The 26,049-nt window shown below is 74.5% G+C and carries 25 protein-coding genes; 17 read left to right on the top strand and 8 right to left on the bottom strand.

The features are described from left to right. Positions 1 to 12 precede the first annotated feature (12 nt). The 3 genes from ACZ5NJ_RS03735 (at position 13) to ACZ5NJ_RS03725 (ending at position 4,277) form a co-directional block, all read left to right on the top strand. Entirely contained in the window at positions 13 to 2,106 is a 2,094-nt protein-coding gene (locus tag ACZ5NJ_RS03735; RefSeq protein ID WP_468762360.1) for a WD40 repeat domain-containing serine/threonine protein kinase, read from the top strand. Continuing rightward, positions 2,103 to 3,608 (top strand): serine/threonine-protein kinase, encoded by a 1,506-nt coding sequence (locus ACZ5NJ_RS03730; RefSeq protein WP_468762358.1) that lies wholly within the window; start codon positions 2,103 to 2,105, stop codon positions 3,606 to 3,608. Before ACZ5NJ_RS03735 ends, ACZ5NJ_RS03730 begins: the two co-directional genes overlap by 4 nt. Before the next feature lie 111 nt (positions 3,609 to 3,719). Continuing rightward, positions 3,720 to 4,277: an EF-hand domain-containing protein gene (locus tag ACZ5NJ_RS03725; RefSeq protein ID WP_468762356.1), complete on the top strand. Its 558-nt coding sequence runs from the start codon at positions 3,720 to 3,722 to the stop codon at positions 4,275 to 4,277. A 32-nt stretch (positions 4,278 to 4,309) separates the two neighbouring features. Here the strand turns inward: ACZ5NJ_RS03725 and ACZ5NJ_RS03720 are convergent, their stop codons facing one another. After that, positions 4,310 to 4,969: an MSMEG_1061 family FMN-dependent PPOX-type flavoprotein gene (locus ACZ5NJ_RS03720; protein WP_468762354.1), complete on the bottom strand. Its 660-nt coding sequence runs from the start codon at positions 4,967 to 4,969 to the stop codon at positions 4,310 to 4,312. A 60-nt stretch (positions 4,970 to 5,029) separates the two neighbouring features. Next, on the bottom strand, positions 5,030 to 6,646 hold the full coding sequence (locus ACZ5NJ_RS03715) for a carboxylesterase/lipase family protein (protein ID WP_468762352.1): 1,617 nt from the start codon (positions 6,644 to 6,646) through the stop codon (positions 5,030 to 5,032). 216 nt (positions 6,647 to 6,862) lie between these two features. Between ACZ5NJ_RS03715 and ACZ5NJ_RS03710 the strand changes: the two genes are divergently transcribed. Next, positions 6,863 to 7,780: a helix-turn-helix domain-containing protein gene (locus tag ACZ5NJ_RS03710; RefSeq protein WP_468762350.1), complete on the top strand. Its 918-nt coding sequence runs from the start codon at positions 6,863 to 6,865 to the stop codon at positions 7,778 to 7,780. A 61-nt stretch (positions 7,781 to 7,841) separates the two neighbouring features. Beyond that, the gene (locus tag ACZ5NJ_RS03705) at positions 7,842 to 8,858 is read left to right on the top strand and encodes a MerR family transcriptional regulator (protein ID WP_468762348.1); all 1,017 of its coding nucleotides are present in this window, start codon (positions 7,842 to 7,844) and stop codon (positions 8,856 to 8,858) included. Between the two features lie 60 nt (positions 8,859 to 8,918). Here ACZ5NJ_RS03705 and ACZ5NJ_RS03700 read toward each other — a convergent pair whose 3' ends face one another. Continuing rightward, positions 8,919 to 9,503 (bottom strand): sigma-70 family RNA polymerase sigma factor, encoded by a 585-nt coding sequence (locus ACZ5NJ_RS03700; protein WP_468762346.1) that lies wholly within the window; start codon positions 9,501 to 9,503, stop codon positions 8,919 to 8,921. A gap of 195 nt (positions 9,504 to 9,698) precedes the next feature. Continuing rightward, the gene (locus ACZ5NJ_RS03695; RefSeq protein WP_468762343.1) at positions 9,699 to 11,075 is read right to left on the bottom strand and encodes a cryptochrome/photolyase family protein; all 1,377 of its coding nucleotides are present in this window, start codon (positions 11,073 to 11,075) and stop codon (positions 9,699 to 9,701) included. A gap of 165 nt (positions 11,076 to 11,240) precedes the next feature. Between ACZ5NJ_RS03695 and ACZ5NJ_RS03690 the strand changes: the two genes are divergently transcribed. From ACZ5NJ_RS03690 to glgX, 4 genes are all read left to right on the top strand, one after another. Continuing rightward, on the top strand, positions 11,241 to 12,044 hold the full coding sequence (locus tag ACZ5NJ_RS03690; protein WP_468762342.1) for an alpha/beta fold hydrolase: 804 nt from the start codon (positions 11,241 to 11,243) through the stop codon (positions 12,042 to 12,044). After that, a complete protein-coding gene (locus tag ACZ5NJ_RS03685) occupies positions 12,044 to 13,333 on the top strand; it encodes a SpoIIE family protein phosphatase (RefSeq protein ID WP_468762340.1) in 1,290 nt (429 codons plus the stop codon). Before ACZ5NJ_RS03690 ends, ACZ5NJ_RS03685 begins: the two co-directional genes overlap by 1 nt. Continuing rightward, positions 13,330 to 13,674, top strand: a complete 345-nt coding sequence (locus tag ACZ5NJ_RS03680; RefSeq protein ID WP_468762338.1) for an STAS domain-containing protein — start codon at positions 13,330 to 13,332, stop codon at positions 13,672 to 13,674. Before ACZ5NJ_RS03685 ends, ACZ5NJ_RS03680 begins: the two co-directional genes overlap by 4 nt. Positions 13,675 to 13,747: 73 nt before the next feature. Then, positions 13,748 to 15,877, top strand: a complete 2,130-nt coding sequence (gene glgX, locus ACZ5NJ_RS03675; protein WP_468762336.1) for a glycogen debranching protein GlgX — start codon at positions 13,748 to 13,750, stop codon at positions 15,875 to 15,877. Positions 15,878 to 15,903: 26 nt separating this feature from the next. On the opposite strand, the gene ACZ5NJ_RS03670 is transcribed toward glgX, so the two are convergent. The 3 genes from ACZ5NJ_RS03670 to ACZ5NJ_RS03660 are packed head-to-tail and all read right to left on the bottom strand — an operon-like array spanning position 15,904 to position 18,178. Then, positions 15,904 to 16,434, bottom strand: a complete 531-nt coding sequence (locus ACZ5NJ_RS03670) for a SixA phosphatase family protein (RefSeq protein WP_468762334.1) — start codon at positions 16,432 to 16,434, stop codon at positions 15,904 to 15,906. A 34-nt stretch (positions 16,435 to 16,468) separates the two neighbouring features. After that, complete coding sequence (locus ACZ5NJ_RS03665; RefSeq protein ID WP_468762332.1) at positions 16,469 to 17,479, bottom strand: DUF72 domain-containing protein; 1,011 nt, start codon at positions 17,477 to 17,479, stop codon at positions 16,469 to 16,471. A gap of 57 nt (positions 17,480 to 17,536) precedes the next feature. Further along, positions 17,537 to 18,178 (bottom strand): VanZ family protein, encoded by a 642-nt coding sequence (locus tag ACZ5NJ_RS03660; protein WP_468762330.1) that lies wholly within the window; start codon positions 18,176 to 18,178, stop codon positions 17,537 to 17,539. Positions 18,179 to 18,327: 149 nt separating this feature from the next. Between ACZ5NJ_RS03660 and ACZ5NJ_RS03655 the strand changes: the two genes are divergently transcribed. Next, positions 18,328 to 19,197, top strand: a complete 870-nt coding sequence (locus ACZ5NJ_RS03655; protein WP_468762328.1) for a YihY/virulence factor BrkB family protein — start codon at positions 18,328 to 18,330, stop codon at positions 19,195 to 19,197. Positions 19,198 to 19,244: 47 nt separating this feature from the next. Here ACZ5NJ_RS03655 and ACZ5NJ_RS03650 read toward each other — a convergent pair whose 3' ends face one another. After that, entirely contained in the window at positions 19,245 to 19,694 is a 450-nt protein-coding gene (locus ACZ5NJ_RS03650) for a PRC-barrel domain-containing protein (protein WP_468762326.1), read from the bottom strand. 194 nt (positions 19,695 to 19,888) lie between these two features. Between ACZ5NJ_RS03650 and ACZ5NJ_RS03645 the strand changes: the two genes are divergently transcribed. The 7 genes from ACZ5NJ_RS03645 to ACZ5NJ_RS03615 all read left to right on the top strand — a co-directional run bounded on the left by ACZ5NJ_RS03645 (position 19,889) and on the right by ACZ5NJ_RS03615 (position 25,925). Further along, positions 19,889 to 21,169, top strand: a complete 1,281-nt coding sequence (locus ACZ5NJ_RS03645; RefSeq protein ID WP_468762324.1) for a serine hydrolase domain-containing protein — start codon at positions 19,889 to 19,891, stop codon at positions 21,167 to 21,169. 135 nt (positions 21,170 to 21,304) lie between these two features. Then, a complete protein-coding gene (locus tag ACZ5NJ_RS03640) occupies positions 21,305 to 22,243 on the top strand; it encodes a cation diffusion facilitator family transporter (RefSeq protein ID WP_468762321.1) in 939 nt (312 codons plus the stop codon). 318 nt (positions 22,244 to 22,561) lie between these two features. After that, positions 22,562 to 23,866, top strand: coding sequence for a ferredoxin reductase family protein (locus ACZ5NJ_RS03635; RefSeq protein ID WP_468762319.1), 1,305 nt, complete (start codon positions 22,562 to 22,564; stop codon positions 23,864 to 23,866). A gap of 16 nt (positions 23,867 to 23,882) precedes the next feature. Then, the gene (locus ACZ5NJ_RS03630; RefSeq protein WP_468762317.1) at positions 23,883 to 24,155 is read left to right on the top strand and encodes a hypothetical protein; all 273 of its coding nucleotides are present in this window, start codon (positions 23,883 to 23,885) and stop codon (positions 24,153 to 24,155) included. Continuing rightward, on the top strand, positions 24,152 to 25,075 hold the full coding sequence (locus ACZ5NJ_RS03625; RefSeq protein ID WP_468762315.1) for an oxygenase MpaB family protein: 924 nt from the start codon (positions 24,152 to 24,154) through the stop codon (positions 25,073 to 25,075). The genes ACZ5NJ_RS03630 and ACZ5NJ_RS03625 overlap by 4 nt, the downstream gene beginning before the upstream one ends. A gap of 64 nt (positions 25,076 to 25,139) precedes the next feature. Continuing rightward, positions 25,140 to 25,640, top strand: a complete 501-nt coding sequence (locus tag ACZ5NJ_RS03620; RefSeq protein WP_468762313.1) for a DUF1360 domain-containing protein — start codon at positions 25,140 to 25,142, stop codon at positions 25,638 to 25,640. Positions 25,641 to 25,763: 123 nt separating this feature from the next. Continuing rightward, positions 25,764 to 25,925, top strand: coding sequence for a hydrophobic protein (locus ACZ5NJ_RS03615; protein ID WP_468762311.1), 162 nt, complete (start codon positions 25,764 to 25,766; stop codon positions 25,923 to 25,925). Positions 25,926 to 26,049 lie beyond the last annotated feature (124 nt).

The following is a 26,049-nucleotide window of genomic DNA, read 5'->3' as shown; positions in this document are numbered from 1 at the left end:
GGGAGCACGGCGATGACGACACCCCTGCGGGCGGGCGATCCGCGTGAGGTGGGCGGCTACCGGTTGGTCGGGCGGCTCGGTGGCGGGCAGTTGGGGACGGTGTTCCTCGGTCGCTCCCGCAGCGGCCGGCTGGTGGCGGTGCGGGTGGTCGCACCGGAGCCGGCGGCCGATACGGAGTTCCGGCGCCACTTCTCGGAACTGACCGCCTCCGCGCGCACCGTGAGCGGCCCCTACACGGCGCCGGTGGTGGACGCCGCCGCCGACGGGGACGTGCTGTGGGTGGCGAGCGCGTACGTCCCCGGTCCGTCGCTGCGGGAGGCGGTGGCGGCGCACGGGCCGCTGCCGGAGGAGGCGCTGCGGGCGCTCGGGTCCGGGCTGGCGGAGGCGTTGGCCGGCGTGCACGCGGCCGGTCTGCTGCACGGGGGTCTCACCCCGGGCGACGTGATCCTCGCGGACGACGGTCCGCGGCTGACCGACTTCGCGCTCGCCCGGCTGTGGGACGCCGCACACCCCTCCCGGACGGTCGGGGCGCCACTCGGCGGCGTGTTCCTCGCGCCGGAGCAGCTCCGCACCGGGGCGGCCGTCCCGGCCTCGGACGTCTTCTCGCTCGGCGCCGTCCTCGTGTACGCCGCCACCGGCCGCAACGCCTTCGGTGACGGAGCCGGCTCCGACGCGCTGCTGCGCGTGGTGACGCAGGAGCCGGACCTCACCGGGGTGCCCCACCCGCTGCTCGGTCCGGTCTCCGCCTGCCTGGCCAAGGACCCGCAGGCCCGCCCGCACCTCGGTGTGCTGGTGCGGAGCCTCGCCGGGACGGAGCCGGGCGACTGGCTGCCGCCCACCCTCGTGGAGATGGTCGGGGAGCGGAAGGCCGAGGCCGACGCCCACACCGGGACCGGGACCGGGGCACGGCCGCGGCGGCGGGCGCTGCTGGCTGTCGCCGGTGTCGCCGCCCTGGCCGCCGTCGGGGTGCCCGTGGGCATCCGCGCCGCCTCGGGCGACGGCCGACCCGCCACCGGCACCCCAGGGTCCACCGACGGCGGCTCCGCGGCCGGCCCCGGCTCCGGCTCCGCGGCCGGGGTCGTCAAGTTGACGGCGGGCGCGCTGGTCGAGGTGGGCCGTGAAAGGGGCGACGGCACGGGGATCGCCTACAGCCCGGACGGCAGGCTCCTGGCGACGGGCGGGAAGAACAAGGTCGTCCTGATCGACCCGGCGGCCGGGAAACAGGTGGGTGTGGTGGCGGTGGGCCGTGCCCTGGGCGGCGCCGACGCCGTCGCCTTCTCCCGCACCGGCGGCCTCCTCGCCGCCGGCTACTCCCTGCCCCCCGACCTCGGCAGCCGCGACGAGAAGGACCGTGCGCACGGCCGGGCCGCCGTCACGGTGTGGGACGCCGCCTCCCACCGCGAGGTGATCACGGTGGTCGCCGCCTCCCAGGGCAACACGCTGGCGCAGCCGTACGCGGTGGCGTTCAGCCCGGACGGGCGGCTGGTCGCCCTCGGCCGGGACGGGCGCGACAGCATCGGAACGGCGCTGGTGTGGGAGGTGGCGTCCGGCAGGCAGGTCGCCTCCCTCATAGTGGGCCCGGGCTCGAACGGCACCCTGGGTGCCGCGCGGAGCGTCGCGTTCAGTCCCGACGGCAGGAACCTGGCCGTGGGCTACGGAGCCGACCTCAAGGGTGCGGTGGACCTGTTCGACGTCTCCTCGGCCTTCGCCCCGGTCGCGACCCTCGCCCTGGACGCGACCGACCCGTACGGCGTGACCTCGCTGGACTTCACCCCCGACGGGAAGACGCTCGCCGGCTCTTTCGGCGGCGTCGCCCTCTGGGACGTGACCAGCAGGAAGCTCACCGCGACCCTCACAGGCGTCAACTCCCACTGCCAGTCGGTGTCGTTCAGCCCCGACGGGAAACTGATCGCCGGCGCCGCCAGCGCCCACTCCCAGGGTGGCGGCGTGGTGGTGTGGGACCTCGCCTCCCGCAAGGGGACGCCGGTGAGGACGGGGCGCAGCGGCGGTGGGGACGTCGAGTTCGGTCCGGACGGCAAGACGCTCGCCGCGACCACCGACACGGGCGAGCTGCTGGGCGCCGTCCAGTTGTGGTCGGTCGGATGATGGAGCCGCTGGCCAAGGAGGATCCCCGTCAGGTCGGACCGTACGAGCTGGTGCGGCGGCTGGGCCGGGGCGGGATGGGCGAGGTGTTCCTCGGGCGCTCGCCGGGCGGGCGGCTGGTGGCGGTGAAGGTGGTGGCCGCCGGGCTGGCGCACGACGCCGACTTCCGCCGCCGCTTCGCCCTGGAGGTCGCGGCGGCGCGGAAGGTCGGCGGCTTCTACACGGCGCAGGTGGTGGACGCCGACACCGACGCGGCGCGGCCCTGGCTGGTCACCGCGTACATCCCCGGCCCGTCGCTGCACCAGGTGGTCCGCGACGCCGGGCCCCTGCCGCCCCGGGCCCTTCGGGTGCTCGGCTCCGGCCTGGCCGAGGGCCTGGCCGCCATCCACGCCGCCGATCTGGTCCACCGGGACCTGAAGCCGGGGAACGTCATCGTCGCCGACGACGGCCCGCGCGTCATCGACTTCGGGATCGCCCGTGCCCTGGACGGCGGTCAGCACACCGGCGCGGTGATCGGTACCCCCGGTTTCATGTCGCCGGAGCAGGCGCGGGGCGAGCCCACCGGGCCGGCCTCCGACGTGTTCGCCCTCGGCTGCGTGCTGGCCTTCGCCGCCACCGGGCACAGCCCCTACGGGCAGGGCCGCCCCGAGGCCATCCTCTACCGGACGGTGCACGAGCCCCCGGATCTGGAGGGGGTACCGGACGAGCTGACCGCGTTCGTCCGGGCCTGCCTGACCCCCGAGCCGGGCCGGCGCCCACTGCTGTCGGACGCGCTGCGTCACCTGGCGACCCCCGCCGAAGACCCGCAGTGGCTGCCCGCCGGGGTCGCGGCCATGATCGGCGAACGGCGCGCGGCGACGATCGTCCTGCGCGAGCGCGCGCACCCCGAACGGCCCGGCACCGGCCCGGAGTCCGGGCCCGTGCGGCGCCGCCGCCGCACGGTGCCGGTGGCGGCGGGCGCGGTCCTGGCCGTCGGCGGCGCCGCCTGGGCCGCCGTCGCGGTCCTGCACGCCTTCGGCACCGGAACCGGATCGGGGGCGGCGCCCCGGTCGCCGGCGCCCGCGAAGGCCGCCGCCTGGAGCGGGGACCCGTGCGACGTCACCAACTACACCCTCATCCAGGACCACCAGCTCACCAGCGTCGGACAGGCCGGCGGCTTCACCACCGGCGCCGACCGGGTGAAGACCTGCACCTGGAAGGTCGGGCCCGCGACGGTGGACAACCACGAGACGATGACGCTGGCCTACTCCACCGCCCCGTTCCACCTGATCACGGACCGCAAGCCGGCGAAGGAGTCGGCCGACGTGCACCTGGACGGGCTCACCTCCGCCGCGACCTACGTCGACCAGGAGGACGACCGGTGCGAGGTCGACTGGCGGACCCCCGACGGATACGCCGCCGTCCTCACGTACGAACCCGGCGTCGGCAGCGTCTCGTGCATCGGCGGCGCCCGATTCGCCCGGGACCTGGCCCCCGGACTGGCTGGCGGAACCCGGACCGGCTGACCGGCCGGCCCCGCGCCCGCGACGGGTGAGCCGTTCCCCGGTGTCGCCCGATCGTGGGTCGCCCCCGCGACCCGCCCGCGGGCCGGGGGCCCCTGCGCTACGTTCACCGCCATGGACATCCTGCGCGAGAAGATCAGCCACGGCTTCGATCTGCTGGACGCCGACGGCGACGGGGCCCTGACCGAGGCCGACCACGTCATCATGGGCGACCGGGCCGCCGACCAGCTCGGCTACGCCCGCGGCTCGGCCGAGCACACCCGCATGGTCGACGCCTACGTCGCCGTCTGGCGCGACCTGCACGCCCCGCACGTCGGCGGGCCCGACGGGCGCATGACCAAGCGGGAGTTCGTCACCAGCACCCTCACCCTGGCCGCCGACCCCGCGGCCGCGGCCGTCACCGTCGGCGCGCTCGCCCGGGCGTTCTTCGCCATCGCCGACGTCGACGGCGACGGCCAGGTCAGCAGGACCGAGTTCGACGCCTTCCAGCGCAGCCACTTCCCCGGGATCGGCCGGGCCGACCTGGACGCGGCGTTCGCCCACCTGGACCGTGACGGCGACGGCGCCCTCGACCCGGCCGAATTCGAGTCCGCCGTGGTCGAGTACTGGTCCAGCACCGACCCCGCCGCCCCCGGCAACTGGTGGATGGGACGCCCCGGCTCCCGGGGGTGACCCTCCTGTGGGGCAGGCCGCCGGCCGGCCTCCTACTCGTACCGGTACTTCAGCGAGTCCGCTTCCGCCCGCTCGATATCCGCGATCGTCAGCTCCGGCATCCGCAGCTGCGCCAGCGTCACCTCGGCCGACGTCGGCTGGGCATCCGCCGGCAGCCACTGCTCCGGCTTCCAGGCCCCGCTGCGCAGCAGCGACTTGGGGCAGTGCGGATAGACCTCCTCGATCCCCACCACCAGCGCACTGGCCGGAGGCTTGCCCACGGCGGTCAGCTGCGACAGCAGATCCGGCCGCGTGGAGACACAGGCCCGGCCGTTCACCCTGAGCGTCGTGGTGCGCCCCGGGACGAGGAACAGCAGCCCGGCCCGTCCGGTGGCGATGACGTTCTGCAGCGTGTCCAGACGCTTGTTGCCGGTCGCGTCGGGTATGACCACCGTCCGTGCGTCCAGGACGGTGACGAACCCGGCGGGGCCGCCGCGCGGGGAGACGTCGCAATGACCCTCGGCGTCAGCGCTGGCGATCAGGACCAGTGACGAGCAGCCGATCAGCCGGCGGGTCTGATCGGTGAGCTCGGTCATCTGTTTGCGTACGGCGGCGCCGGTGGGGAGCGCATAGGTCTGGCGCAGGGTCTCCGGATCGGACACGGCGTCCAGGCGAAGCGAGTCGAAGGCGCTGGTGGCAAGGGGCGTCGTCATGCCAACGAGCCTAAGGGACGGGCCTGTAGGCCCCCCCGCGTGCGCCGCCGCCGGCCCGGATCAGGGTCCGGCGGCCCGGCCGACGGAGTCCCAGAACGGGCAGTGGTGTGCGGAGTCCGCGTCCACGGGGCGGATCCCGCCCGGGCCGGCGGCCAGCGACTGTACCGGCTGGTCGCGGGGGCCCGCGGAGCGGAGCACGGGCCACGGCGGGGTGCCGGCGCCGTTCGGGCTGCCCGTGCGCGCGAAGGACGTCCAGTAGTCCACCATCCCGTCGGACAGGGCGAGCTGGGCTTCGCTCAGCGGCCGCCCGGTCGGCACGGAGGGGAACAGGAACGGCAGCTCGAAGCCGTGCGCCGCCCCGTAGGGGAGGTCCGCGTTCCGCGGCAGGCCGGCGGGTACGGGCGGGTCCGGCTCGCCGAACTCGTAGCCGTACAGGGGGAGGCCCGGCGCGCGGGCGGCGATGGTCCGGCCGGCGGCCAGGGTGGTGCACGCCAGCGACCGGTCCGTGAGCACCGCGGCCCAGGCCAGCGCGGGCGTGGGGTACTCCGCCGCCGGGTACCGCGCCTCCACGGCCGGGGCCGTGCTCCCGAAGGCGTCCGTCAGACGGGCACGGTACGCGTCCGCGGTGGCGATCGGGAAGGCGGCGAGGGACAGGCCGACGAACAGGCGCATCTCGTCGCGGTTGGTGCCCTGGATCAGCGGAACCCGGTGGAAACGGCCCGCCTCCAGCGCCTCCTCCGGCGCCACGGGCAGCAGCGCGTTGCCGTACGCGGGCCGGTTGAAGGACTGCATCAGCTCGGCGGTGGCCAGGCGGTCCGTGCTCTGTCCGCGCAGGCAGGCCATCACCTCCTCGTCACGCTCCGCCGTGCACCCCAGCCGCCGCGCGGCCTGCGCGCCGGCCGCCTGGACGTCGCGCTGCGCGGCGAAGGGCTCGTACGCCGGCGAACCGGGGCCGAGGGCGCCGCGCGGGAAGGACATGGAGCAGGACCCGCTCTGGAGCACCGCCCGCTGGAAGAGCCCGGCCGCCGTCGGCGAGGTGAGGTGCGCACAGATGCCGAGGGCGCCCGCGGACTCGCCGACCAGGGTGACCCGGTCCGGGTCGCCGCCGAAGTGCGCGGCGTTGGCGCGTACCCAGCGCAGGGCGGCCTGCTGGTCCGCCAGGCCGAACGGCGGGGCGGAGCCGAGACCGGGGTGTCCGAAGTAGCCGAAGATCCCCAGCCGGTAGTCGACGGTGACGACGACGGCACCGCCCCGGACCGCGAGCCGCGCGGCGTCGTAGTCACTGCCGGAACCGCCCAGGAAGGCACCGCCGTGCAGCCATACCAGCACGGGCCGCCGCGCCGCGGGCCGCGCCGGGGTCGGCGTCGTGACGTTGAGGTGGAGGCAGTCCTCCGACCCGGTCACGCTGCCGGCGGCCGTACCCGGTGCCGGCATCTGCACGCAGCGCGGGGCCACCGTCCTCGCGTCCCGTACGCCGTGCCACGCGGCGGCGGGCGCCGGCGGCTGCCAGCGCAGCCGGCCGAGGGGCGGAGCGGCGTAGGGGATGCCGTCGAAGGTGGCGTACGCGCCGTGGGCCGCGCCGCGCACCGGCCCGTGATCGGTCCGTACGACGGGATCGCCGCGGTCTGCCGCCGGCAGGGCGGCGGCCGGGGCGGCCGTCGAGGTGAAGAGACCCACGAGGGCGCAGAGCAGCGCGGGGAGTGTCGTGAGGAGCCCGCCTCTGCGGCGTCGGCTCCCTGGTGGCGTGGTCGCAGGCATACGGATCCGCCGTTCTCGGTCGCGGTGGGGCGGCAAGCGCCGCACGGGGCCCGGCTCCGGCGGCCAACGGGCGGCCGGCCGGGCTCGGTTGCGGCTTACGCTAGGACCTCCCGCGCGCTGGAGGTTCAAGGGCTTGTGACGCAGACCACGTGGAGCATCGGTGAACTCGCCGAGGGAACGGGGGTCCCCGTGAAGACCCTCCGCTACTACTCCGACAGCGGTCTGCTGCCCGTCGCCGCCCGTAGCGCGGGCGGGCACCGCCGCTACGGACCCGAGGCGTGGGAACGGATCCGGCTCATACGCCGGCTGCGGGCGCTGGACACTCCGATCGCCACCGTCACACGGGTGGTCACGGGTGAGTGCTCCCTGCACGAGCTGGTGGAAACCGAGCTGGAGGCGGTGCAGGAACGACTCGTCGAGCTGCGCTGGCGGCAGGCGACCCTCCAGGCCCTGGACGACTGCCCGAGCGGCGAGCGGTTGCACCGCCTGGAGGTCCTCTCCCGGGTGCAACGGCTCCCGCAGGCCCAGCGCACCCTCACCGACCACTGGTTCGGCGAACTGTCCGGGACCATGCCCCGCCACCGCCTGGAGAGCATGGTCGCGATGCTCTCCCCGGAGCCGCCGCGCGACCCCGGCCCGGACACCGCGCTGGCCTACGCCGAACTCCACCTGCTCATCTCCACACCCGGCTTCACCCGCTGGACGCAGGACCACGACGAGGAGATGCGCAGCGCCCCGGCGCTCTACGCGGAGCTGGACGAAGCCGCCGCCCTGACCGCCGCCGCGGTGTTCGCGGGACGGCCGCCCCGGGCCGGGGCGGCGGTCGACGCGTTCGTGTCCGCGCACGCACGGGCGCGGCGGGAGCTCGACACGCCCGCCTTCCGCGCGTTCCTGCACGGGCTGGCGTCGCGCTCCTCGGGGTTCGATCCCCGCCTGGAACGCTACTGGGCCCTCGTCGACACGGTCACCGGCGGCCGCGGGCTCAACATGACGGTGGCCCACAAGTGGCTGACCGAAGGACTGGCGCGGTCGCTGGCCGAGCCGGCCCCGTAGACCGCGGCCCGGCCCCCGCCCCGTTCCGGCTCGCATCGTTTTCGCGTCGTAGTGTGGGGGCATGACCGACGAAGCCCCCGGTGTCACCACGGGCGCGGTGGCGCGGCGACTGGGAGTGTCACCCACCACCGTGCGCTCCTGGGAGCAGCGGTACGGAATCGGGCCGGCCGTCCGGGAAGGCGGCAGGCACCGGCGGTGGATGCCCGGCGACATCGCCGTGCTGGAGGAGATGTGCCGCCTCACCTCATCCGGGATCCCCCCGGGCGAGGCCGCCCGTGCGGCGGCGGCTTCGCGCCGCCGGTCCGGAGCGGATGCCGGGAGCGAGCCCTCCGCGCCGGCGCAAGCGGCCGCGTCGTCGGGTGCCCCGGGGCGCGGCCGCCGGGGCCGTCCCGGGGGCGGGCTGCCCCTGGGGACGGTGCGGGAGGAGTGCCGCGGGCTGGCGCGTGCCGCGGTACGGCTCGACGGCCCGGCCATGGACGCCCTGCTCCGCCGGACGATGCGGGCTCACGGCCTGGTGGCCGCCTGGGAGGAGGTGATGGTGCCGACCCTCCACGCGGTGGGGCGCAAGTGGGAGTCCACCGACGACCGGTACGTCGAGGTGGAGCACCTGCTGTCGTGGCACGTGTCGACCGTGCTGCGGCAGGTGGCCGCCGCCGTTCCCCGGGTGCCGGCCCACGCGGCGCCGGTGGTGCTGGCCTGTCTGCCGGGGGAGCAGCACACGCTGCCCCTGGAGGCGTTGGCGGCGGCTCTGGCCGAACGGGGGCTGCCGGCGCGGATGTTCGGCGCTGCCGTGCCGGCGGAGGCTCTGCGGTCGGCGGTGGGCCGGTCGGGTCCGGTGGCCGTGGTGCTGTGGTCGCAGTCCCGCTCGACGGCGGACGGGGCGCTGGCCCGGCAGGTGGCGTCGACGGCCTTCGGCCTCAGGGGGGCGAGGACCGCTCCCCTCGTCTTCCTCGCGGGCCCGGGATGGCCGACGCGGGCCGTGAGGGCGGGGATGAGGCGTCCTCACGGGTTGCGGGAGGCGCTGGACGCCCTTTCCGCGCTCTACGCGGAGCCGAACGCGGCGGTCCCGTCGCCCTGACGGCACCCCGTGCGACGGTGTCACTGCCGGTGCCGCGTCCGGCCGCCGGCGGGTCCCCTTTCAGTCCCCGCCGTCCACGGCGCCGGAGGCCGCGCGCAGACGGAGCCTGCGCATGCCCCGCAGGGCATGGCTCTTGACGGTGCCGAGCGGCATCCCGGTGCGGTCGGCGATCTGCACCTGGGTGAGACCGGCGAAGTACGTGAGCGCGAGAACGTCGCGCTGGACCCGGGGGAGCCGGGCGAGCTCCTCGGTGATCACGATCCGGTCGATCACCTGCTCGACGCCCCCGGCCGTCTCGTCGCGCGGTTGCCCCCCGGCGGCGGCCACGAGCTCCAGGCGCCGTGTCCGAGCGCTCAGGGCGTCCGCCGTCTTGTGCCGGGTGATGCCCATCAGCCACGCCGACAACGTGCCGCGGTCCGGACGGAACCCGCAGCGGCCGCGCCACGCCGCGACGAACACGTGCTGGGCGACGTCCTCCGCCTCGCGCGCGTCCCCCAGGACCCGTACGGCATGGGCCTGGACGAGACGGCTCCAGCGACGGTGCGCCAGCGCGAGCCACCGGTCATCGCCCTGGAGCAGCAAGGAGACGATCTCCGCGTCCCGGACCGGCTCCTCCGGCCCGCCGCCCGCGTGCGCTGCGCTCATGACGCCGCCTCCTCCGGATCGCCTCCAGGCACCGCGCCCGCCGGAGCGAAGACAACCGCCGTGGGGGGGATGAGATCTCCGGACCCCGGCGGACGCGACGCGTTCAGGTTCTCCGGGCGGCCCCACCCCGATCAACTCGCATCGTTTCCGCATCGAATTAGCGCTGCTCCACCCGCTTCACCGGCCGAAGATCCGCTACGCCGGCAGGCCGCGCGCGTGCCGGAACCTCGCCAGGCCGTCCCGGAGGGCGATCAGCGGATCCGGATAGGCGTAAGCCGCCCGCTCGGGGCCGGTCAGCCGCCAGGGTTCGTGGATCGCCGCGCCGCCGATCCGGGCGAGTTCGGGGACCCAGCGCCGCACGTACGCCCCCTGGGGGTCGTAACGGTGGCCCTGCAGTACCGGGTTGAGGACCCGGTTGGGCCGGGAGTCCGTTCCGGTGCCGGCCACCCACTGCCAGTTCAGCTGGTTGTTGGCCACGTCCCCGTCCACCAGGAGGCTCAGGAAGTGGCGGGCGCCCTCGCGCCAGTCGACGTAGAGCGTCTTGGTCAGGAACGAGGCGGCGATGAGCCGGCCGCGGTTGTGCATCCACCCCTCGTGGGCGAGCTGCCGCATGGCGGCGTCGACGACCGGGTACCCCGTCCGGCCCTCCCGCCAGGCCGACAGGTCCGCCTCCGCCTCCCGCCCCCGCCGCCAGTGGTCCTCGCGGGAGCGGTAGTCCTGCTCGGCGGTCTCCGGGCGGGCCGCGAGCACCTGCTGGTGGAAGTCCCGCCAGCACACCTGGCGGATGAACGCCGCGGCGCCCGGCCCCCCGCCCCGGCCCGCCCGGAACACCACCTCCCGTGCCGACAGCGTTCCGAAGTGCAGATGGGCGGAGAGCCGGGACGTGGCGTCCCCCGCGAGGTCGTCATGCCGTTCCTCGTAGGTGTCGACATGGCGCGACAGCCAGTACCGCAGCTGCTTGCGCCCCTCGCGTTCGCCGCCGGGCGCCAGTCCCGGCGACACCCCCGACAGCCCAGACGATCCGGGCACCTCCTCCGACCTCAGCGCTGCGGGCACCCGCAGCCGCCGGGGCGCGGGCAGGGGAGCGTGCGGCGGTTCGGCCTGCCAGCGCCTGAAGTACGGGGTGAAGACGGCGAAGTGGTCCGATCCCTGCGGGGTGACGTGGCCGGGAGGTACGACACCGGTCACGCCCTCGTGGACGTAGAGACGACACCCCTCGGCTTCCAGCGCGTGCCGCAGCCGTGCCTCCCGGGCCCGCGCGAAGGCCGTGTACCCGGCCGCCATGTGCACCTCATCGGCGTCCGCCCGGCGCACCACCGCGGACACCTCCTCGACCATCTCGCCGGAGCGCACGATCAGGCGGCCGCCCAGGTCCCGCAGCGCCTGGTCCAGGTCACCGAGGCAGTCGGCGAGGAAGGCCAGGCGGTTCGGGGCCGCGAAGCCGGCCCGGTCCACGGCAGGGTCGCGCACGAACAACGGCACGACCTCCCCACCGCCCTCCAGGGCGGCCCGCAGCGGAGGGTGGTCGTGCACGCGCAGATCGGACGTGAAGAGGACTACGGAGACGGTCATGGGGCCACTTCCGGGAATCGGCCACCGGACACACGTACGCGAGCCGGTGGATCAGGACAGCTCGTACAGAGCGTTCCACCCGCCACGGGCCGGCGGATGCACGTTCCGGCCACCGCGTCACCGCCGGTGCCGGAGGGGTGGCGGCGGCTTGAGAGACTGACCGGTATGGATATCGTCCGCAGGAACAACGTCTCCGTCGTCGGCAACCCCGAGGGACCCGCGGTGGTGCTGGCGCACGGATTCGGCTGCGACCAGAACATGTGGCGGCTGACGGTCCCCGCGCTGGCGCGGGATCACCGGGTGGTGCTGTTCGACTACGTGGGCTCGGGCGGCGCGGACCCGTCCGCCTTCAGCGAGGACCGCTACTCCTCGCTGACCGGGTACGCCACCGACGTGGTGGAGGTCTGCGCGGCCCTCGGCCTTGAGGGAGCGGTGTTCGTGGGGCATTCGGTCAGCGCGATGGTGGGGGTGCTGGCCGCCGGCATGGCGCCCGAACGGATCGGCGCGCTGGTGATGGTGGCTCCGTCGCCCCGCTACATCGACGACGAGGACTACCGGGGCGGGTTCAGCGCGGCGGACATCGACGAGCTGCTGGCCTCGCTGGAGTCGAACTACCTGGGCTGGTCGGCGGTCATGGCCCCGGTGATCATGGGTAACGCGGACCGGCCGGAGCTCGGCGCGGAGCTGAAGAACAGTTTCTGCGCCACCGATCCGGACATGGCGCGGGTCTTCGCCCGCACCACCTTCCTGTCGGATTCCCGGGACGACCTGAAGGGCGTGCGGGTGCCGACCCTGGTGCTGGAATGCGCCGAGGACGTCATCGCCCCCCGGGAGGTCGGCGCGTTCGTCCACCGGGCGGTGCCCGGCTCGACGCTCGTGACGCTGGACGCGACCGGGCACTGCCCGCAGCTGTCCGCGCCCGAGGCCACCAACGCCGCGATGACCGCGTTCCTGGCCGGTCTGCGGTGATGTGCCGCGTCGGGCAACAGCCCGAACCGCAGGAGGGCGACGACGCGGCCACGTCGGACGCCGCCTTCGCGGCCCTGCTCGAGGACAGCGTCGAGGACCTGTACGAGAACGCGCCGTGCGGCTACCTCTCCACGATGATGGACGGCGGCATAGCGAAGATCAACGCCACGCTGCTGGACTGGCTCGGCCTGGACCGCGAGGCGGTGGTGGGCCGGATGCGCTTCACCGACCTGCTGACGGTGGGCGGCAAGCTCTACCACGAGACGCACTTCGCGCCGCTGCTGCGCATGCAGGGCCGGATCAGCGGCATCGCCCTGGAGATCAGGCAGAAGGACGGCGGCCGGATACCGGTGCTGGTCTCCTCGGCGGTCCGGTACGGCGCCACCGGCGAGCCCCTGCTGATCCGCACCACCGTCTTCGACGCCCGCGACCGCCGCGCGTACGAGGAGGAGCTGCTCAGGCGCCGCGAGGCGGCCGAGGAGGCCCGCAGGCGCGCGGAGGCCGACCGGGCCCGCCTCCAGGAAGTCCTGGCCACCCTCCAGCAGTCGCTGCTGCCCTCCACCCTGCCGCCGGTCGAAGGGATGGAGACGGCGGCCTACTACCACACCGCCTCCCCCGATCAGCTCGGCGGCGACTTCTACGACGTCTTCCCCCTCGACGGCAAGCGCTTCGCCTTCTTCCTCGGCGACGTGTGCGGCAAGGGCCCCCAGGCGGCCACGGTCACCTCCCTGACCCGCTACACCCTGCGGGCCGCCGCCCTGCACGACCCCGACCCCGTCTCCGCCCTGACGACCCTGAACCGGGTGCTCTACGAGCGCTACGCGGCCGACGGGGACCCCCGCTACTGCACGGCCGCCTTCGGCACCCTGCTGCGCGACACCGTCACGGGCGAGGTCCGCGTCGAGCTCGCCTCCGGCGGGCACCCCGCGGCCCTGGTGCTGCGGGCCGGCGGCACGGCGGAGTACCTGCCCACGCCCGGCGGCCTCCTCGTCGGTATCCTGCCCGACGCCCCCTTCGGCACGGCGGCCACCACCCTCGGCCCCGGTGACACCCTGCTGCTCTACACCGACGGGCTCACCGAGGCCCGTACGGGCGAGGACCGCAGGAGCCTGTACGGCGAGGAGGCCCTGCTCGCCTTCGCCACCGCTCACGCCGGCGCGTCACCGCACGCCGTCGTCGAGGCGCTGACCGGCCTGCTCGCCGGGTTCGGCGACGGCCTCGACGACGACACGGCCGTCCTCGCCCTCGGCGTACCCTCCCCAGGCCAGACCACGAGAGATCCCGTATGAGCCCGTTCCCCCTCACCCTCACCCTCCGCGACGCCGTGACCGGTCCGGTCCTGGAGATCGCCGGCGACCTCGACCACGCGACCGCTCCGCACCTGCGCGAGCGGCTCGGCGCGCTGACGCTCCAGCCGGGCCAGCGCCTCGTGGTCGACCTGGAAGGCCTGCGGTTCTGCGACTCCAGCGGCATCACCGCGCTCCTCGCCGCCCGTGCGCAGGCCCTCGCCGCCCGGGCGGACATCGCGCTCGCCGCGCTCCCCGGCCCGACCCTGCGCATCCTGCGCATCGTCGGCCTGGACCAGGTCTTCGCCCTCTACCCGGACAGCGACGCCGCCACGCGCCCCTGACGCCGGCCGACGGCGACATGCTGATCCGGCGTACCAGCGGTCCTGGAGGCTCCGCCGACAGTAGCGTCACCCCATGCGTACATGGACGGGCAAACCGTATCCCCTGGGAGCGACCTACGACGGCTCCGGAACCAACTTCGCACTCTTCTCCGAGGTCGCGGACGCCGTCGACCTGGTGCTGCTCGACGACGCGGGTCAGGAGACCCGGGTCCGGATGACCGAGATCGACCGCTCCGCCTGGCACATCCACCTCCCGGACGTGGGGCCGGGCCAGCGCTACGGCTACCGCGTCAGCGGCCCCTTCGACCCGGCCGCCGGTCACCGCTGCAATCCGGCCAAGCTGCTGCTCGACCCGTACGCCACGGCCATCGACGGGCAGCTCGACCACCACGAGTCTCTCTTCGGGCACCGCTTCGCGGACGGCGGGGAGCCCAACACCCTCGACAGCGCGGGCCACACCATGCTCTCGGTGGTCACCGACCGCCGCTTCGACTGGGGCGACGACAGGCCGCCCGGACACGCTTACGGCGAGAGCGTCATCTACGAGGGCCACGTCCGCGGCCTCACCCGCACCCACCCCGGCCTGCCGGAGGAGCTGCGCGGCACCTACGCGGGCATCGCCCACCCCGCGATCCTCGACCACCTGACCGGTCTCGGGGTGACCGCCCTGGAACTGATGCCCGTGCACCAGTTCGTACAGGACGGCCATCTGGCCGAGAAGGGCCTGTCGAACTACTGGGGTTACAACACCATCGGCTTCTTCGCCCCGCACAACGCCTACGCGGCGACCGGCGGCCGCGGCGCGCAGGTCACCGAGTTCAAGGAGATGGTCAAGGCACTGCACGCGGCGGGCATCGAGCTCATCCTCGACGTCGTCTACAACCACACCGCCGAGGGCAACGGCAAGGGCCCGGTCCTGGCGTTCAAGGGCATCGACAACGCCGCCTACTACCGGCTCGTCGACGAGGACCGCTCGCACTACTACGACACCACCGGCACCGGCAACAGCCTGCTGATGCGCCACCCCAACGTGCTCCAGCTCATCATGGACTCCCTGCGCTACTGGGTGCAGGAGATGCACGTCGACGGCTTCCGGTTCGACCTCGCCGCCACCTTGGCCCGGCAGTTCCACGAGGTCGACCGGCTCTCCGCCTTCTTCGACGTCATCCAGCAGGACCCGGTGATCAGCCGGGTCAAGCTGATCGCCGAACCGTGGGACCTCGGGGAGGGCGGCTACCAGGTCGGGAACTTCCCGCCCCTGTGGTCGGAGTGGAACGGGCGCTACCGCGACGCCGTCCGGGACTACTGGCGCGGCGCCGAGGGCACGCTCGGCGAATTCGCCTCGCGCATCACCGGCTCCGCCGACCTGTACGAGAACGACCGGCGCCGCCCGCTCGCCAGCGTCAACTTCGTCACCGCCCACGACGGTTTCACCCTGCGCGACCTGGTCTCCTACGACAACAAGCACAACGGGGCGAACGGCGAGGACGGGCGCGACGGGGAGGACCACAACCGGTCCTGGAACTGCGGGGCGGAAGGGGAGACGGACGACCCGGCCGTCCTGGCGCTGCGGGCACGCCAGCAGCGCAACCTGCTGACCACGCTCGTCCTCTCCCAGGGCATCCCCATGATCAGCCACGGGGACGAGCTGGGCCGCACCCAGGGCGGCAACAACAACGCCTACTGCCAGGACAACCCGACCACCTGGATCGACTGGGACCTCGACGAGGAGGCCCGCTCGCTCCTCGCCTTCACCTCAAGCCTCATCCGGCTCCGCCGCGACCACCCCGTCCTGCGGCGCCGGCGCTTCTTCTCCGGACGACCGGTGGGCCACGCCGACCGGCCGCCGGCGGACGTCGAATGGCTGCGCCCCGACGCGTCACCGATGCAGGAGGAGGACTGGAGCTGGCCGCAGGCCGGCGCGCTGACCATGTTCCTCAACGGGCAGGCGATCACGGAGCCGGACCGCTACGGCAACCGGGTCACCGACGATTCCTTCCTGCTGATGTTCAACAGCTCGGACACGGCCGTCTCCTTCCGCCTCCCCGACGAACGGTTCGCCACCCGCTGGATCCTCCTCGTCGACACCGCCACCACCGACACCCCGGACGAACGCGAGCTCAAGCCGGACGCCACCCTCCGTCTGTGCGCGCACAGCACGGTGGTCCTGCGCAGCGCGGGCGAGGCCCGGCCGCCCCGCTGACGGGGCGCCGGGGGCGCCGGGTGCGGTCAGTCGTCGTCGCCCGGCGCCCAGAAGGCGGCCAGGCGCGCCGCGCGGGGCGCGACGTCGCCCCAGCCGCCGTCCACGGTCAGCACGGCGACGGCGGACTTGGGAAAGGCGGTCCGCAGACGCCGTACGAGCGGTCCCGGGCCGCCGCCGCACAGGCTCTTGGCGAGGTCGTGGACCGCCGGATTGTGGCCCACCAGCACCAGGCCGGTCACCTCGGCCGCCACCCCCGTCACGGCGGAGAGTAGGTCGTGCGCCTCGGCCTCGTACAGGCCCTCCTGGTAGACGGTGGGCGGCGGTTGGCTCAGCCGGGGCAGCATGAGCTGCCAGGTCTGGCGGGTCCGCCGGGCCGGGGAACACAGGGCCAGGTCCACGGCGAAGCCGGACCGCTCCAGCCAGTCGCCCGCCAACGGCGCATCGTGGGAGCCGCGGTCGCAGAGCGCGCGGTCGAAGTCCTCCGTGACGTGTTTGGGCACCGCCTTGGCATGCCTGACCAGCACGATCCGGCGTTCCCCTGCACCTCGCTGCGGCACGGTCCGATCCTCCCGCCTGCGCCGACCCCTCGGGTCAGCCGCGTCGTCGCCGGGGTGCTGAGCCGGCACGCGGGCGCGGTGGTACGGAGAGGGGTGCGCGCGCGTGCCCGGACCCGGCGGCCGAGAGGCCGCTCGCACTTCCGGCCGCCGTCTCCAGGATAGGTCCGACGGTGCGGGCCCGCGGGGCGGCGGCCCCGTGCGGGTCCAGCAGGCCGCGCAGGGTCTCGGCGGCGCGTACGGCGGCGTCACCGCAGCAGTTGTTGAACAGGACGTGCAGCCGGTCGACGCGGTCCGCCACGGAGCGCAGGCGCGGCAGCCAGCCGCGCAGCTCCTCCCGGGTGTACGCGTGCCGGAATCGGTCCTCCTTGCCGCCGGTTCCCCAGGCCGCGCTGCGGCCGTGGAAGCGGACCACTCCGAGCGCCGGGGAGGTCACCGGGGTGACAGGCGGCATCGAGGTGGGCAGCCCCTGGGCCGTGTCCACGGCCACGGCGGTGGCGTCCAGGTCCCGCAACAGGCCGGCGGTGCGCTCCCGCCGGTCCTCGCGCCACCAGTCGGGGTGGCGGAACTCCACGGCCGTCGGCCACCGAGACGCCCGCTCCCTGGTGCGGTGCAGCACGGCCTCCGCCCGGGGGCCTGGGGTGAACCAGGGCGGGAACTGGAACAGTACGGCGCCCAGCCGGCCGGCGTCCGCGAGCGGCCCAAGAGCCGCGCCGAAACGGTGCCAGACCTCGTCGAGGAGTTCCGGGTCCCCGGCTTCGTAGCCGCGGAGGTCGGCGGGCAGGGCGGCCTTGCGGGTCGGGTGGCCGGTGAGGAGGGAGAACGCCTTGACGTCGAAGTGGAAGCCCGGCGGGGTGCGTTCCGCCCAGAGCGTGCTGGTGCGCACGCCGGGGAGGGCGTAGTAGGCGGAGTCGACCTCCACGACCGGGAACCGTTCGGCGTAATGCCGCAGCCGCCCCTCCGGGTTGCGGCGCCCGGGCGGGTACCACCCGCTGCCCACGAGGGCCTTGTCCGTCCAGGAACACGTTCCGATCAGCATCTCGCCCATCTCGGCCGTCCCTTCTCGTCGTGGGCGTGCGGGTCTCGGTCACGCATCGGGCTCCGCCTACCGGGCCGGTGGCACCGGCGACCCGCCGGCGGGGGCGCGGACGCCACGGCGGGTCAGGCGGTGCCACCAGTGGTGGCGGCGCGGATGGACGGCCCGGCCCATCCGGCGGCCCAGGAGGAGATAGCCGAGCAGTGCTCCCGTGGTGTTGAGGATGACGTCGTCCACGTCGAAGGCGCGCCCGGTGACCAGCGCGCCCTGGATCAGTTCGACGAGCGTCATCACCACGGCCGTCACCGCCGCCACCCTCAGCAGCCCGCGGGCCTGCGGCAGGAGCACCGGGAGCAGCACCCCGAAGGGAACGCCGAGCAGGACGTTCCCGCCGAGCTGCTCGGCGGCCACCCTGACGGACGCGCGGTCGAGGTACGGGCCGATCGAGGCGCCCGGGCGGGTGTTGCTGTGCACCAGCCCGGCCGACGCCGCCGACGGCTCCAGGGTGACGTGGGCCAGGACCAGGCTGAACAGCACCGTCCCGGCGAAGGCCGCCAGCACCGCCAGTGCCCGCAGCGCGGGCCGCGTGGGAGGCCGGACGACGGGGGCCGGCTCCCGCACCCTCTCCGCCCCCTCCGCCCTCTCCGCCCCCTGCGTCCGCCGCTTCCCCTTCGCCCGGCGCGCCGCGGCGAGCTTCCCGCGCAGGTCCATCGACCGCTCCCTCCGTGACCGGCTTCGTACCGTGCAGCCGCGTGTACCCCGCCGCACGGCGCCGATGCACGCGAGCCGGGCACCAACGACCCGGGAAAACGCCCGAACTGACGGGGTATCCGTTCCGCATGCCGGGGCAGGAGCGGTCCGTGGCACCCGAAACCCTCCCCGCGAACCGGCGCGCCCCCGGACACCGCACCCCCGCCGGACGGATCACCGCAGAGCTGCGCCGCACCGCGGTACGGCTCTGGGACGACAACGTCGCCGACCACGCTGCGGCGCTCACCTACTACGCGGTCCTCGCCCTGGTCCCCGCGCTCCTCGTGTGCGTCTCCCTCGTCGGGCTCGCCGGGGCGGGCACCCGCGAGCGGCTGATCCTCGACCTCACCTCGTACGCCCCTCCCCAGTCGGCCCAGGTGCTCCGGGAGGCGTTGGACGGCCTCACCTCGGGTCCGTCCTCCCTCTGGCTCCTCCTCGGCAGCGCGGTCCTCAGCGCCCTGTGGTCGGCCTCCAGCTACCTGGCGGTCTTCCGCCGCGCCCTGCACGCCATGCACCGGCTGCCCGACACCCGCCCGCCCCTGCGCTCGGCACACGTCCTGGCCCTGACCGCCGCGGCGCTGCTGGCCCTGCTGGTGGCGGGTGCCGCGAGCCTCGTCGCCACCGGCCCCGTGGTCCGCCGGCTCGCCGCGGCGGCCGGTCACGCCGGCAGCGACACGCTCGCCCTCCTGCGGTGGCCGGTCCTGCTCCTGATCGTCACGGCGCTGATCCTCGTCCTCTACCGCACGGGCCCGGGCCCGGCCCGCGGAACCCGGCGCTGCCTGCCCGGCGGGGTCCTGGCGGCACTGCTCTGGCTCGGCGCCTCCGGCCTGTTCACCCTCTACGCCGAGTCGGGCACCTACAACCGGCTGTACGGCTCACTGGCCGGGACCGTCGTGTTCCTCGTCTGGCTCTACGTCACCAACCTGGCGCTCCTCGCCGGAGCCCAGTTCAACGCCGTGCGCGCCCGCCGGGACGAGTAGGGGGCGGGGCGGCCGGGTACGCCCGCCGCCCCGCCCGGTCCAGCCGCTCACCGCCCGGGCAGCGCCCTCCGCAGCCGCGATACGCGAGCCTCCCGGCCCGCGGTCCCCTCGCGGAGGGCGCCCGCCCGGTCCATCCGGCTCCAGCCCGAACCGGGCTCGGCGTTGACTTCCTCCCGGACGTCCGTCAGCCCGTAGTGCGCGAACAACCGCTGCTCCTCCGCCACGGTCGGCAGGCTCCCGCAGTCGTACGCCGCGCACGGAGCCCGCTCGATCAGCGAGACGGCGTACGGCAGCACCAGCCGCTCCCGCTCCAGCACCGCGTGCCGCAACGGGGCGAACACCCCTCCCAGGCCGGACGCCCGGTCGGTGATCCGCACCCACTCGGGCCTGCCGGTGGTGTCGTCCACCAGGACGTACTCCACCCCGCCGACCCGCTGGCCCCCCTCCGTATAGGCCGCACACCCCTCCAGGGCCGCCAGCTGCTCCTGCTTGATCATCGCTCCTCCTCTTCCACCTGCCGCGCACTGCCGTCCCCGCCCGGCTACCCACACCCGCCGGCTCCGAACGCCGGGCGAACATCCAGGGGGCAGGGCCGCAGCGGGCCTCCGCGGCCTCCGTTCCCCCGTGCGGGTGGATACCGCCCCGCCTAACCTGGGAAGGACGCGAGGTCCCGGCCGGGTAGGAGGCCGCAGTGAGCCGTACACAGAAGCGACAGCGCCCGTACCGGAAGGCCTGCGTGGGGCTCGCCACGGCGGGCCTCCTCGCCCTCCCGGCGACCGGTGCCCTGGCGCAGGGAACGCCGCCCGCCCCCCGGCCGACCGCCTCGGGGGAACCCTCCCCGGCGGCCGGCTTCCCCACCCTCGACGCCGCCACGGCCGCCAAGCTGGACAGGGCCGTCCAGGACGTACTGAAGAAGACCGGTGTCCCGGGCGTCATCGTCGGGATATCCGCGCCCGGCAAGGGCGAGTACACGCGGGCCTTCGGCATCGCCGACAAGGCGACGAAACAGCCGATGGCGGCGGACTTCTACGCGCGCATCGGCAGCGAGACCAAGACGTTCACCGTGACGGCGGTGCTCCAGCTCGCCGAGCAGGGGAAGGTGGGCCTGGACGACCCCATCGGCAAGTACGTCGAGGGCGTCCCCAACGGCGACAAGGTGACCCTGAGGGAACTCGCGGGCATGCGCAGCGGGCTGCTCAGCTACACGGCGACGGAGACCTTCTACAAGGCGCTCACCACCGACCCGACGCGCCACTTCGCCCCCCGGGAACTGCTCGACTACGCCTTCAAGGCGCCCAAGCCGGTGATCTTCGCACCGAACGCGCAGTTCAACTACTCCAACACCAACCTGATCCTGCTCGGCCTGGTGGTCGAGAAGCAGTCCGGGCAGCCGCTCCCCGCCTACATCCGCGACCACGTCCTGCGCCCCGCCGGAATGACCCGCACCAGCTTCCCCGACGACGCCTCGTTCCCCACCCCGCACGCCCACGGCTACACCCGGCAGACGGCATCGGGGAAGACCGAGGACGCCACCGACTGGAACCCCTCCTGGGGCTGGGCCGCCGGCGCGATGATCTCCGACCTGCACGACCTGCGGATCTGGGCGAAGACCCTGGCCACCGGCGTCTTCCCCGACGGCACGCGCATGGTCGGCCCCGCCATGCAGAAGCAGCGCCTCGACACCCCGCCCACCAGCATCCCCGGCGCGGGCTACGGCCTGGGCATCTTCGACGTGCAGGGCTGGATCGGCCACAACGGTTCGCTGCCGGGCTACCAGTCCCTCACCATGTACCTGCCCGAGCAGCGGGCGACCATGGTGGTCCTGCTCAACACCGACATCCCGTACGGGCCTCGGCAGGAGGAACCGAGCACGGTCTTCGGCCAGGCGCTGACCGGCGTCCTGACCCCCGGCCACGTCTACGACCTGCCGGCGGCCGCCCAGAAGGACATGACCCCCTCGCCCACGCACTGACCCTCGCTCCTCCCGGGAGCCGCCCGTGGCCCCGTCGCCGAGGCGGCCGCGAGGTTTGAACCGCGGCGCAGCGAGCACGGGCGGGAGGGACGGGCGGAGGCGGCCGGGCGCCGCGGCGGGGCGAGGGAGCGGATCATGGCCGGACGGGACGGCGAGACACGGGTCACGGTGTGGGTGGCCCTCGCGGCGAACCTCGTGATCTGCGCGGCCAAAGCCGTGGGAGGGGTGGTCGCCGGCTCGCCCGCCCTGCTCTCGGAGGCCGCCCATTCGGTGGCCGACAGCCTCAACGAGGTGTTCCTCCTGGCCTCGGTCCGCCGCAGCAGGCGCCCGGCCGACGAGCTGCACCCCTTCGGCTACGGCAAGGAGCGGTTCTTCTGGTCACTGCTCGCCGCGGTCGGGATCTTCGTCACGGGCGGGTGCTTCTCGGTGTTCCAGGGGGTGGAGGCCTTCCGCGACGGCGGCGGGGAAACGCACGAGGGGTACGCCATCGGTCTGGCGGTCCTGTTCGTCGCCCTCCTCGCCGAAGCCGGTTCACTGCTGCGCGCCGTCCTCCAGGTACGGCGGGCCGCACGGGCCGCCGGCCACGGGATGGCCGAGGAGGTCCGGGAAGGCCGCGATCCGGCCCTGCGGACCGTGCTCGCCGAGGACGGCACGGCCTGCGTGGGGGTGCTCCTGGCGATGGGGGGGATGGCGCTCCACCTGGCGACCGGGCAGGTGGCGTACGAGGCCTGCGCCTCCATCCTCATCGGCGTCCTGCTCGTCTACGTGGCGTACGTGCTCGGCAAGGGCGCCCGGACCCACCTGATCGGCGAGGCCGCCGACCCGCGCCTGCGGGACGAGGTCCACGCCTTCCTCGACGGCCAGCCCGAGATCGACTCCGTGACGGCCCTGCTGACCATGCGCCTGGGTCCCGACGCGGTGCTCCTCGCCGCCGGCATCGACCTGACGGCCGGCTACGACAGCGAGACCGTCGAGGACGCGATGGTCCGCGTCCGCACCGAGCTGAAGCGGCGCTGGCCCGAGCTGGGCCAGGTCTTCCTGGACGTCACGGACGCCGCGGCGGCCCGAAAGTAAAGAGTTCCCCAAAGCGGCCGTCCGGCGCGTGGTAGGCACGTCGCCCTCGTACGCCTGTCCTGCGGAAACGCAAAGCCGGATGTGTGAGGAAGCGGCGTGCGGGTCGGGTCCCGGGAGAACTCCAAAACTCCGCATAACAGGACACTCGACCCCAGTTGGCGCACGTGACGGAAGTCATTGCATGGAGATCGTCATTGCCCGGCGCGAGCGAATTTGCACATAGTTGCCACTGCTATCGCTCCCTGCCGGCCCGTTCGGGCACCCCCGCACCACGGCCAGGGACCACGCCGAACACCCCCGTGGAAGGGACGTGCGCCGATGAAGACCGCGCCCCAGCGGCTGCGCGCCGGCCTGGCCGCCGGAGCCGCCGCGGTCGTCCTGCTGTGGGCCGCCCAGGTGCGGCCGTCCGCCCGTCCCGACGACCTCATCGGGGCGGGCGCGCACCTGACCGGACTCCTCGCCGGCTACGGCATCCTGGTCATGCTCTTCCTGATGGCACGCGTCCCGGCGGTCGAGCACGGCGTCGGCGCCGACCGCCTCGCCCGCTGGCACGCCTTCGGCGGCCGCTGGGCGCTGCTCCTCTGCGCCGCCCACGGCCTGCTCGCCCTCCTCGTGTACGCCCTGCGCGGCGGGACCGACCTGGTCACGGCCACCAGGGACCTGCTCGGGTACCCGGCCGTGGCCGCCGCCTACGCCGGAGCCGCCCTGCTCGCCTGCGCGGGCCTGGCTTCCGCCGGGGCCGTACGCCGCCGGATCCCGCACGAGACGTGGCGCGGCATCCACCTGCTCACCTACATCGCCGCCGCCCTCGGCTTCGTCCACCAGCTGGCCGGCCCCGACGTCGCCGTCACCTCCGTGACCACCTGGTTCTGGGCCCTGCTGCACACCGTCGTCGCCGTCCTGCTCGTCTGGTACCGGGGCGTCGTCCCGGTACGCCAGGCCCTGCGGCACGGGCTGCGCGTCGCCGCCGTCGAACGCGAGGGCCCGGACGTGGTCTCCGTGACCATCCGCGGCGGCCGGCTCCGCGAACTCCGCGCCGAGCCGGGCCAGTTCTTCCGCTGGCGGTTCCTGCGGCGCGGCCTGTGGCACACCGCCCTGCCGTTCTCGCTCTCCGCCCCCGTCCACGACGACCGCCTGCGGATCACGGTGAAGGCGCTCGGCGCGCACTCCCGGCGGGTGCGCAGGCTGCGCCCCGGCACCCGGGTGCTGGCGACCGGCCCGTTCGGCGCGCTCACCCGGTGGCGGCGCACCCGCCCCAAGGTCCTGCTGATCGCCGGCGGCATCGGGATCACCCCGATGCGGGCCCTGTTCGAGGCGCTCCCCGCCGGTCCCGGTGACCTCACGCTGCTCTACCGGGCCGGTGACGCCGGCCAGCTGGTCCTGCGCGACGAGCTGGAAGCCATCGCCGCCGAGCGCCAGGCCGCCCTGCACTACCTCGTGGGACGCTCCGACGAGGCGTACGACCCGCTCGCCCCGCAGGCACTGCGCTCGCTCGTACCCGGGCTGGCCGACCACGACGTGTACCTGTGCGGGCCGCCCGGAATGACGGACGCCACGACGGCGGCACTGGTCCGGGCGGGCGTGCCCTCCGGGCGGATCCATTCCGAGTGCTTCACCTACTGAGGACCAGGTCCCGGCGATGAACCAGCCCACGAACCAGCCCGCGACCCCGCGCATGGACCGGCCCGCGACCCCGCGCACGAACCGGCCCGCGGATCCGCTGCCGACGCCGCCGCGCGCCCGGCACCGGGGGCCCTCGCGTCCGCGCCGGCTCGCCGTCGGCCTCGCCCTGGTCAGCGCGCTGGCCGCGACGGGCATCACGATGACGGTCGAGCCGGCCGCCCCGGCCCCGAGCGCCCCACCGCACGGGGGCTTCCCCGGACCGGGCGGTGGCGTGAGAATTGAACGGTGAACCGGTTGGGAGGGCTGGACCGGCTGGACGGGTTGGCGCCGTCACGGGCCCGCGAGCGCCTGGGCGACGCCCTCTTCCGGCATGTCGCCGGTCCGTCGGGCGCGGAGAACCGGGCGAGGATCCACGACACTCCGGGCCCCAGGTGGTTCGCGCCCGAGGAGCCGATCTGCCGCGTCCACGGCGACGCCTCGATGTTCGTCGGCGGGCTGAGCGCGCTGCTCCTGCAGTCCCTGCACCCCCGCGCGATGGCCGCGGTGGAGGCCCACTCCGGGTACCGGGGAGATCCCTGGGGCCGTCTCCAGCGCACCAGCACCTTCCTGGCCTTCACCACGTACGGGACCGCCGAGGACGCGCAGCGCGCGGTGGACGGCGTACGGGCGGTGCACGCCCGCATCCGGGGGCGGAGCCCCGACGGCGAGCCCTACCGCGCCGACGACCCGCACCTGCTCGAGTGGGTGCACGTCGCCGAGGTCGACAGCTTCCTGCGGGCCCACCAGCGGTACGGCGCCCGGCGCCTGGACCCCGCCGAATGCGACGCCTACGTCGCCTCCGCCGCCCGGGTCGGCCGGGCCCTGGGCGTGGCGCGACCGCCCCGCACGACGCGGGAACTGGCGGAGCGGATCGAGGCCTTCCGGCCGGAGTTGCGAGGAACGCGGGAGGCACGTGCCGCGGCCCGCTTCATCCTGCTCCGGCCCCCGCTGCCCTGGCCGGCGCGGCCCCCGTACGCCATGCTCGCGGCGGCCGCGGTGGCCCTGCTGCCGTCCTGGGCCCGGCACCCCCTGGGTCTGCCGCTGCTGCCGCGGACCGAACGCTGGTGCGCCGCCCCCGCGGGGGCGGCGGTGACCGGCACCATCCGCTGGGCGATGCACCGGCCGCCCGCGCCGACGGCGCCTGACACCCGTCGGCCGTCCCAGGGTTGAGCGGCCCGCAGGAGGGCAGGGGCCGAGGACCGAGGTGATCCGCCCGTCCGAGGAAGGACCGCCGATGAACCTGCACCGCGAGGCCCGGGCCTACGCGGGTGACGCCGACCGGCCGCTCGCCGCCTATGCCGGCCTCATGGGCCTCTACGCCGGCACGGTGCTCGGCATCGGCGCCGCCGCGCGGGCCCTGCGCCGCCCCCTGCCGCAACCGGGCCCCTGGGACGTCGTCCTCAACGCCGTGGCCACCCATCAGCTGGCCCGCCTGATCACCAAGGACCCCGTCAGCAGCCCCTTGCGCGCGCCGTTCACCCGCTTCGAGGGCACCTCCGGGCCCGCCGAACTGAAGGAAGAGGTACGCGGCACCGGCGCCCGCAAGGCGATCGGCGAGCTGCTCACCTGCCCCTTCTGCACCGGTCTGTGGGTCGCCACCGGGATCACGGCCGGAACCGTGCTGGCCCCGCGCCCCACCCGCGTGGCGACCGCCACCCTCGCCGCCCTCGCCGCGGCCGACTTCCTCCAACTCGCCCGGGCGGCGGCACAGAGGGGCGCCGGCGAAGCCTCGTGACCCCGGGACCGGGCGCGACGGCCGGTGGACTCGTCTGCCCGCTCCGGCGGATAAGAAACACGTAAAAGTCATGTGCATGGTCGGACGGCGCACGGGCATGAGCGGCTTCGGAGGTTGATAATCATGGTTCCCCTGCTTCTCGTTCTTCTGCTCGCCCTGATCCTCTTCGGTGCCGGTTTCGCGGTGAAGGTCCTCTGGTGGGTCGCCCTCGCGGTCCTGGTCCTGTGGCTGGTCGGATTCGTCGCCCGCCCCGCGGGTGGCAGCGGCCGGTGGTACCGCTGGTAGCCGTACGTCCCGGCGCGTCCCTCGCGGCGCACGGGGGGGGGGGGGGGGGGGGGGGGGGGGGGGGGAGAGAGGGGGGGGGGGGGGGGGGGGGGGGGGGGGGGGGGGGGGGGGGGGGGGGGGGGGG

Source organism: Streptomyces sp. NPDC032091 (genome assembly GCF_055580265.1).
The sequence above is the reverse complement of the archived record's forward strand: the minus strand, read 5'-3'. Positions and strand labels throughout refer to the sequence as shown.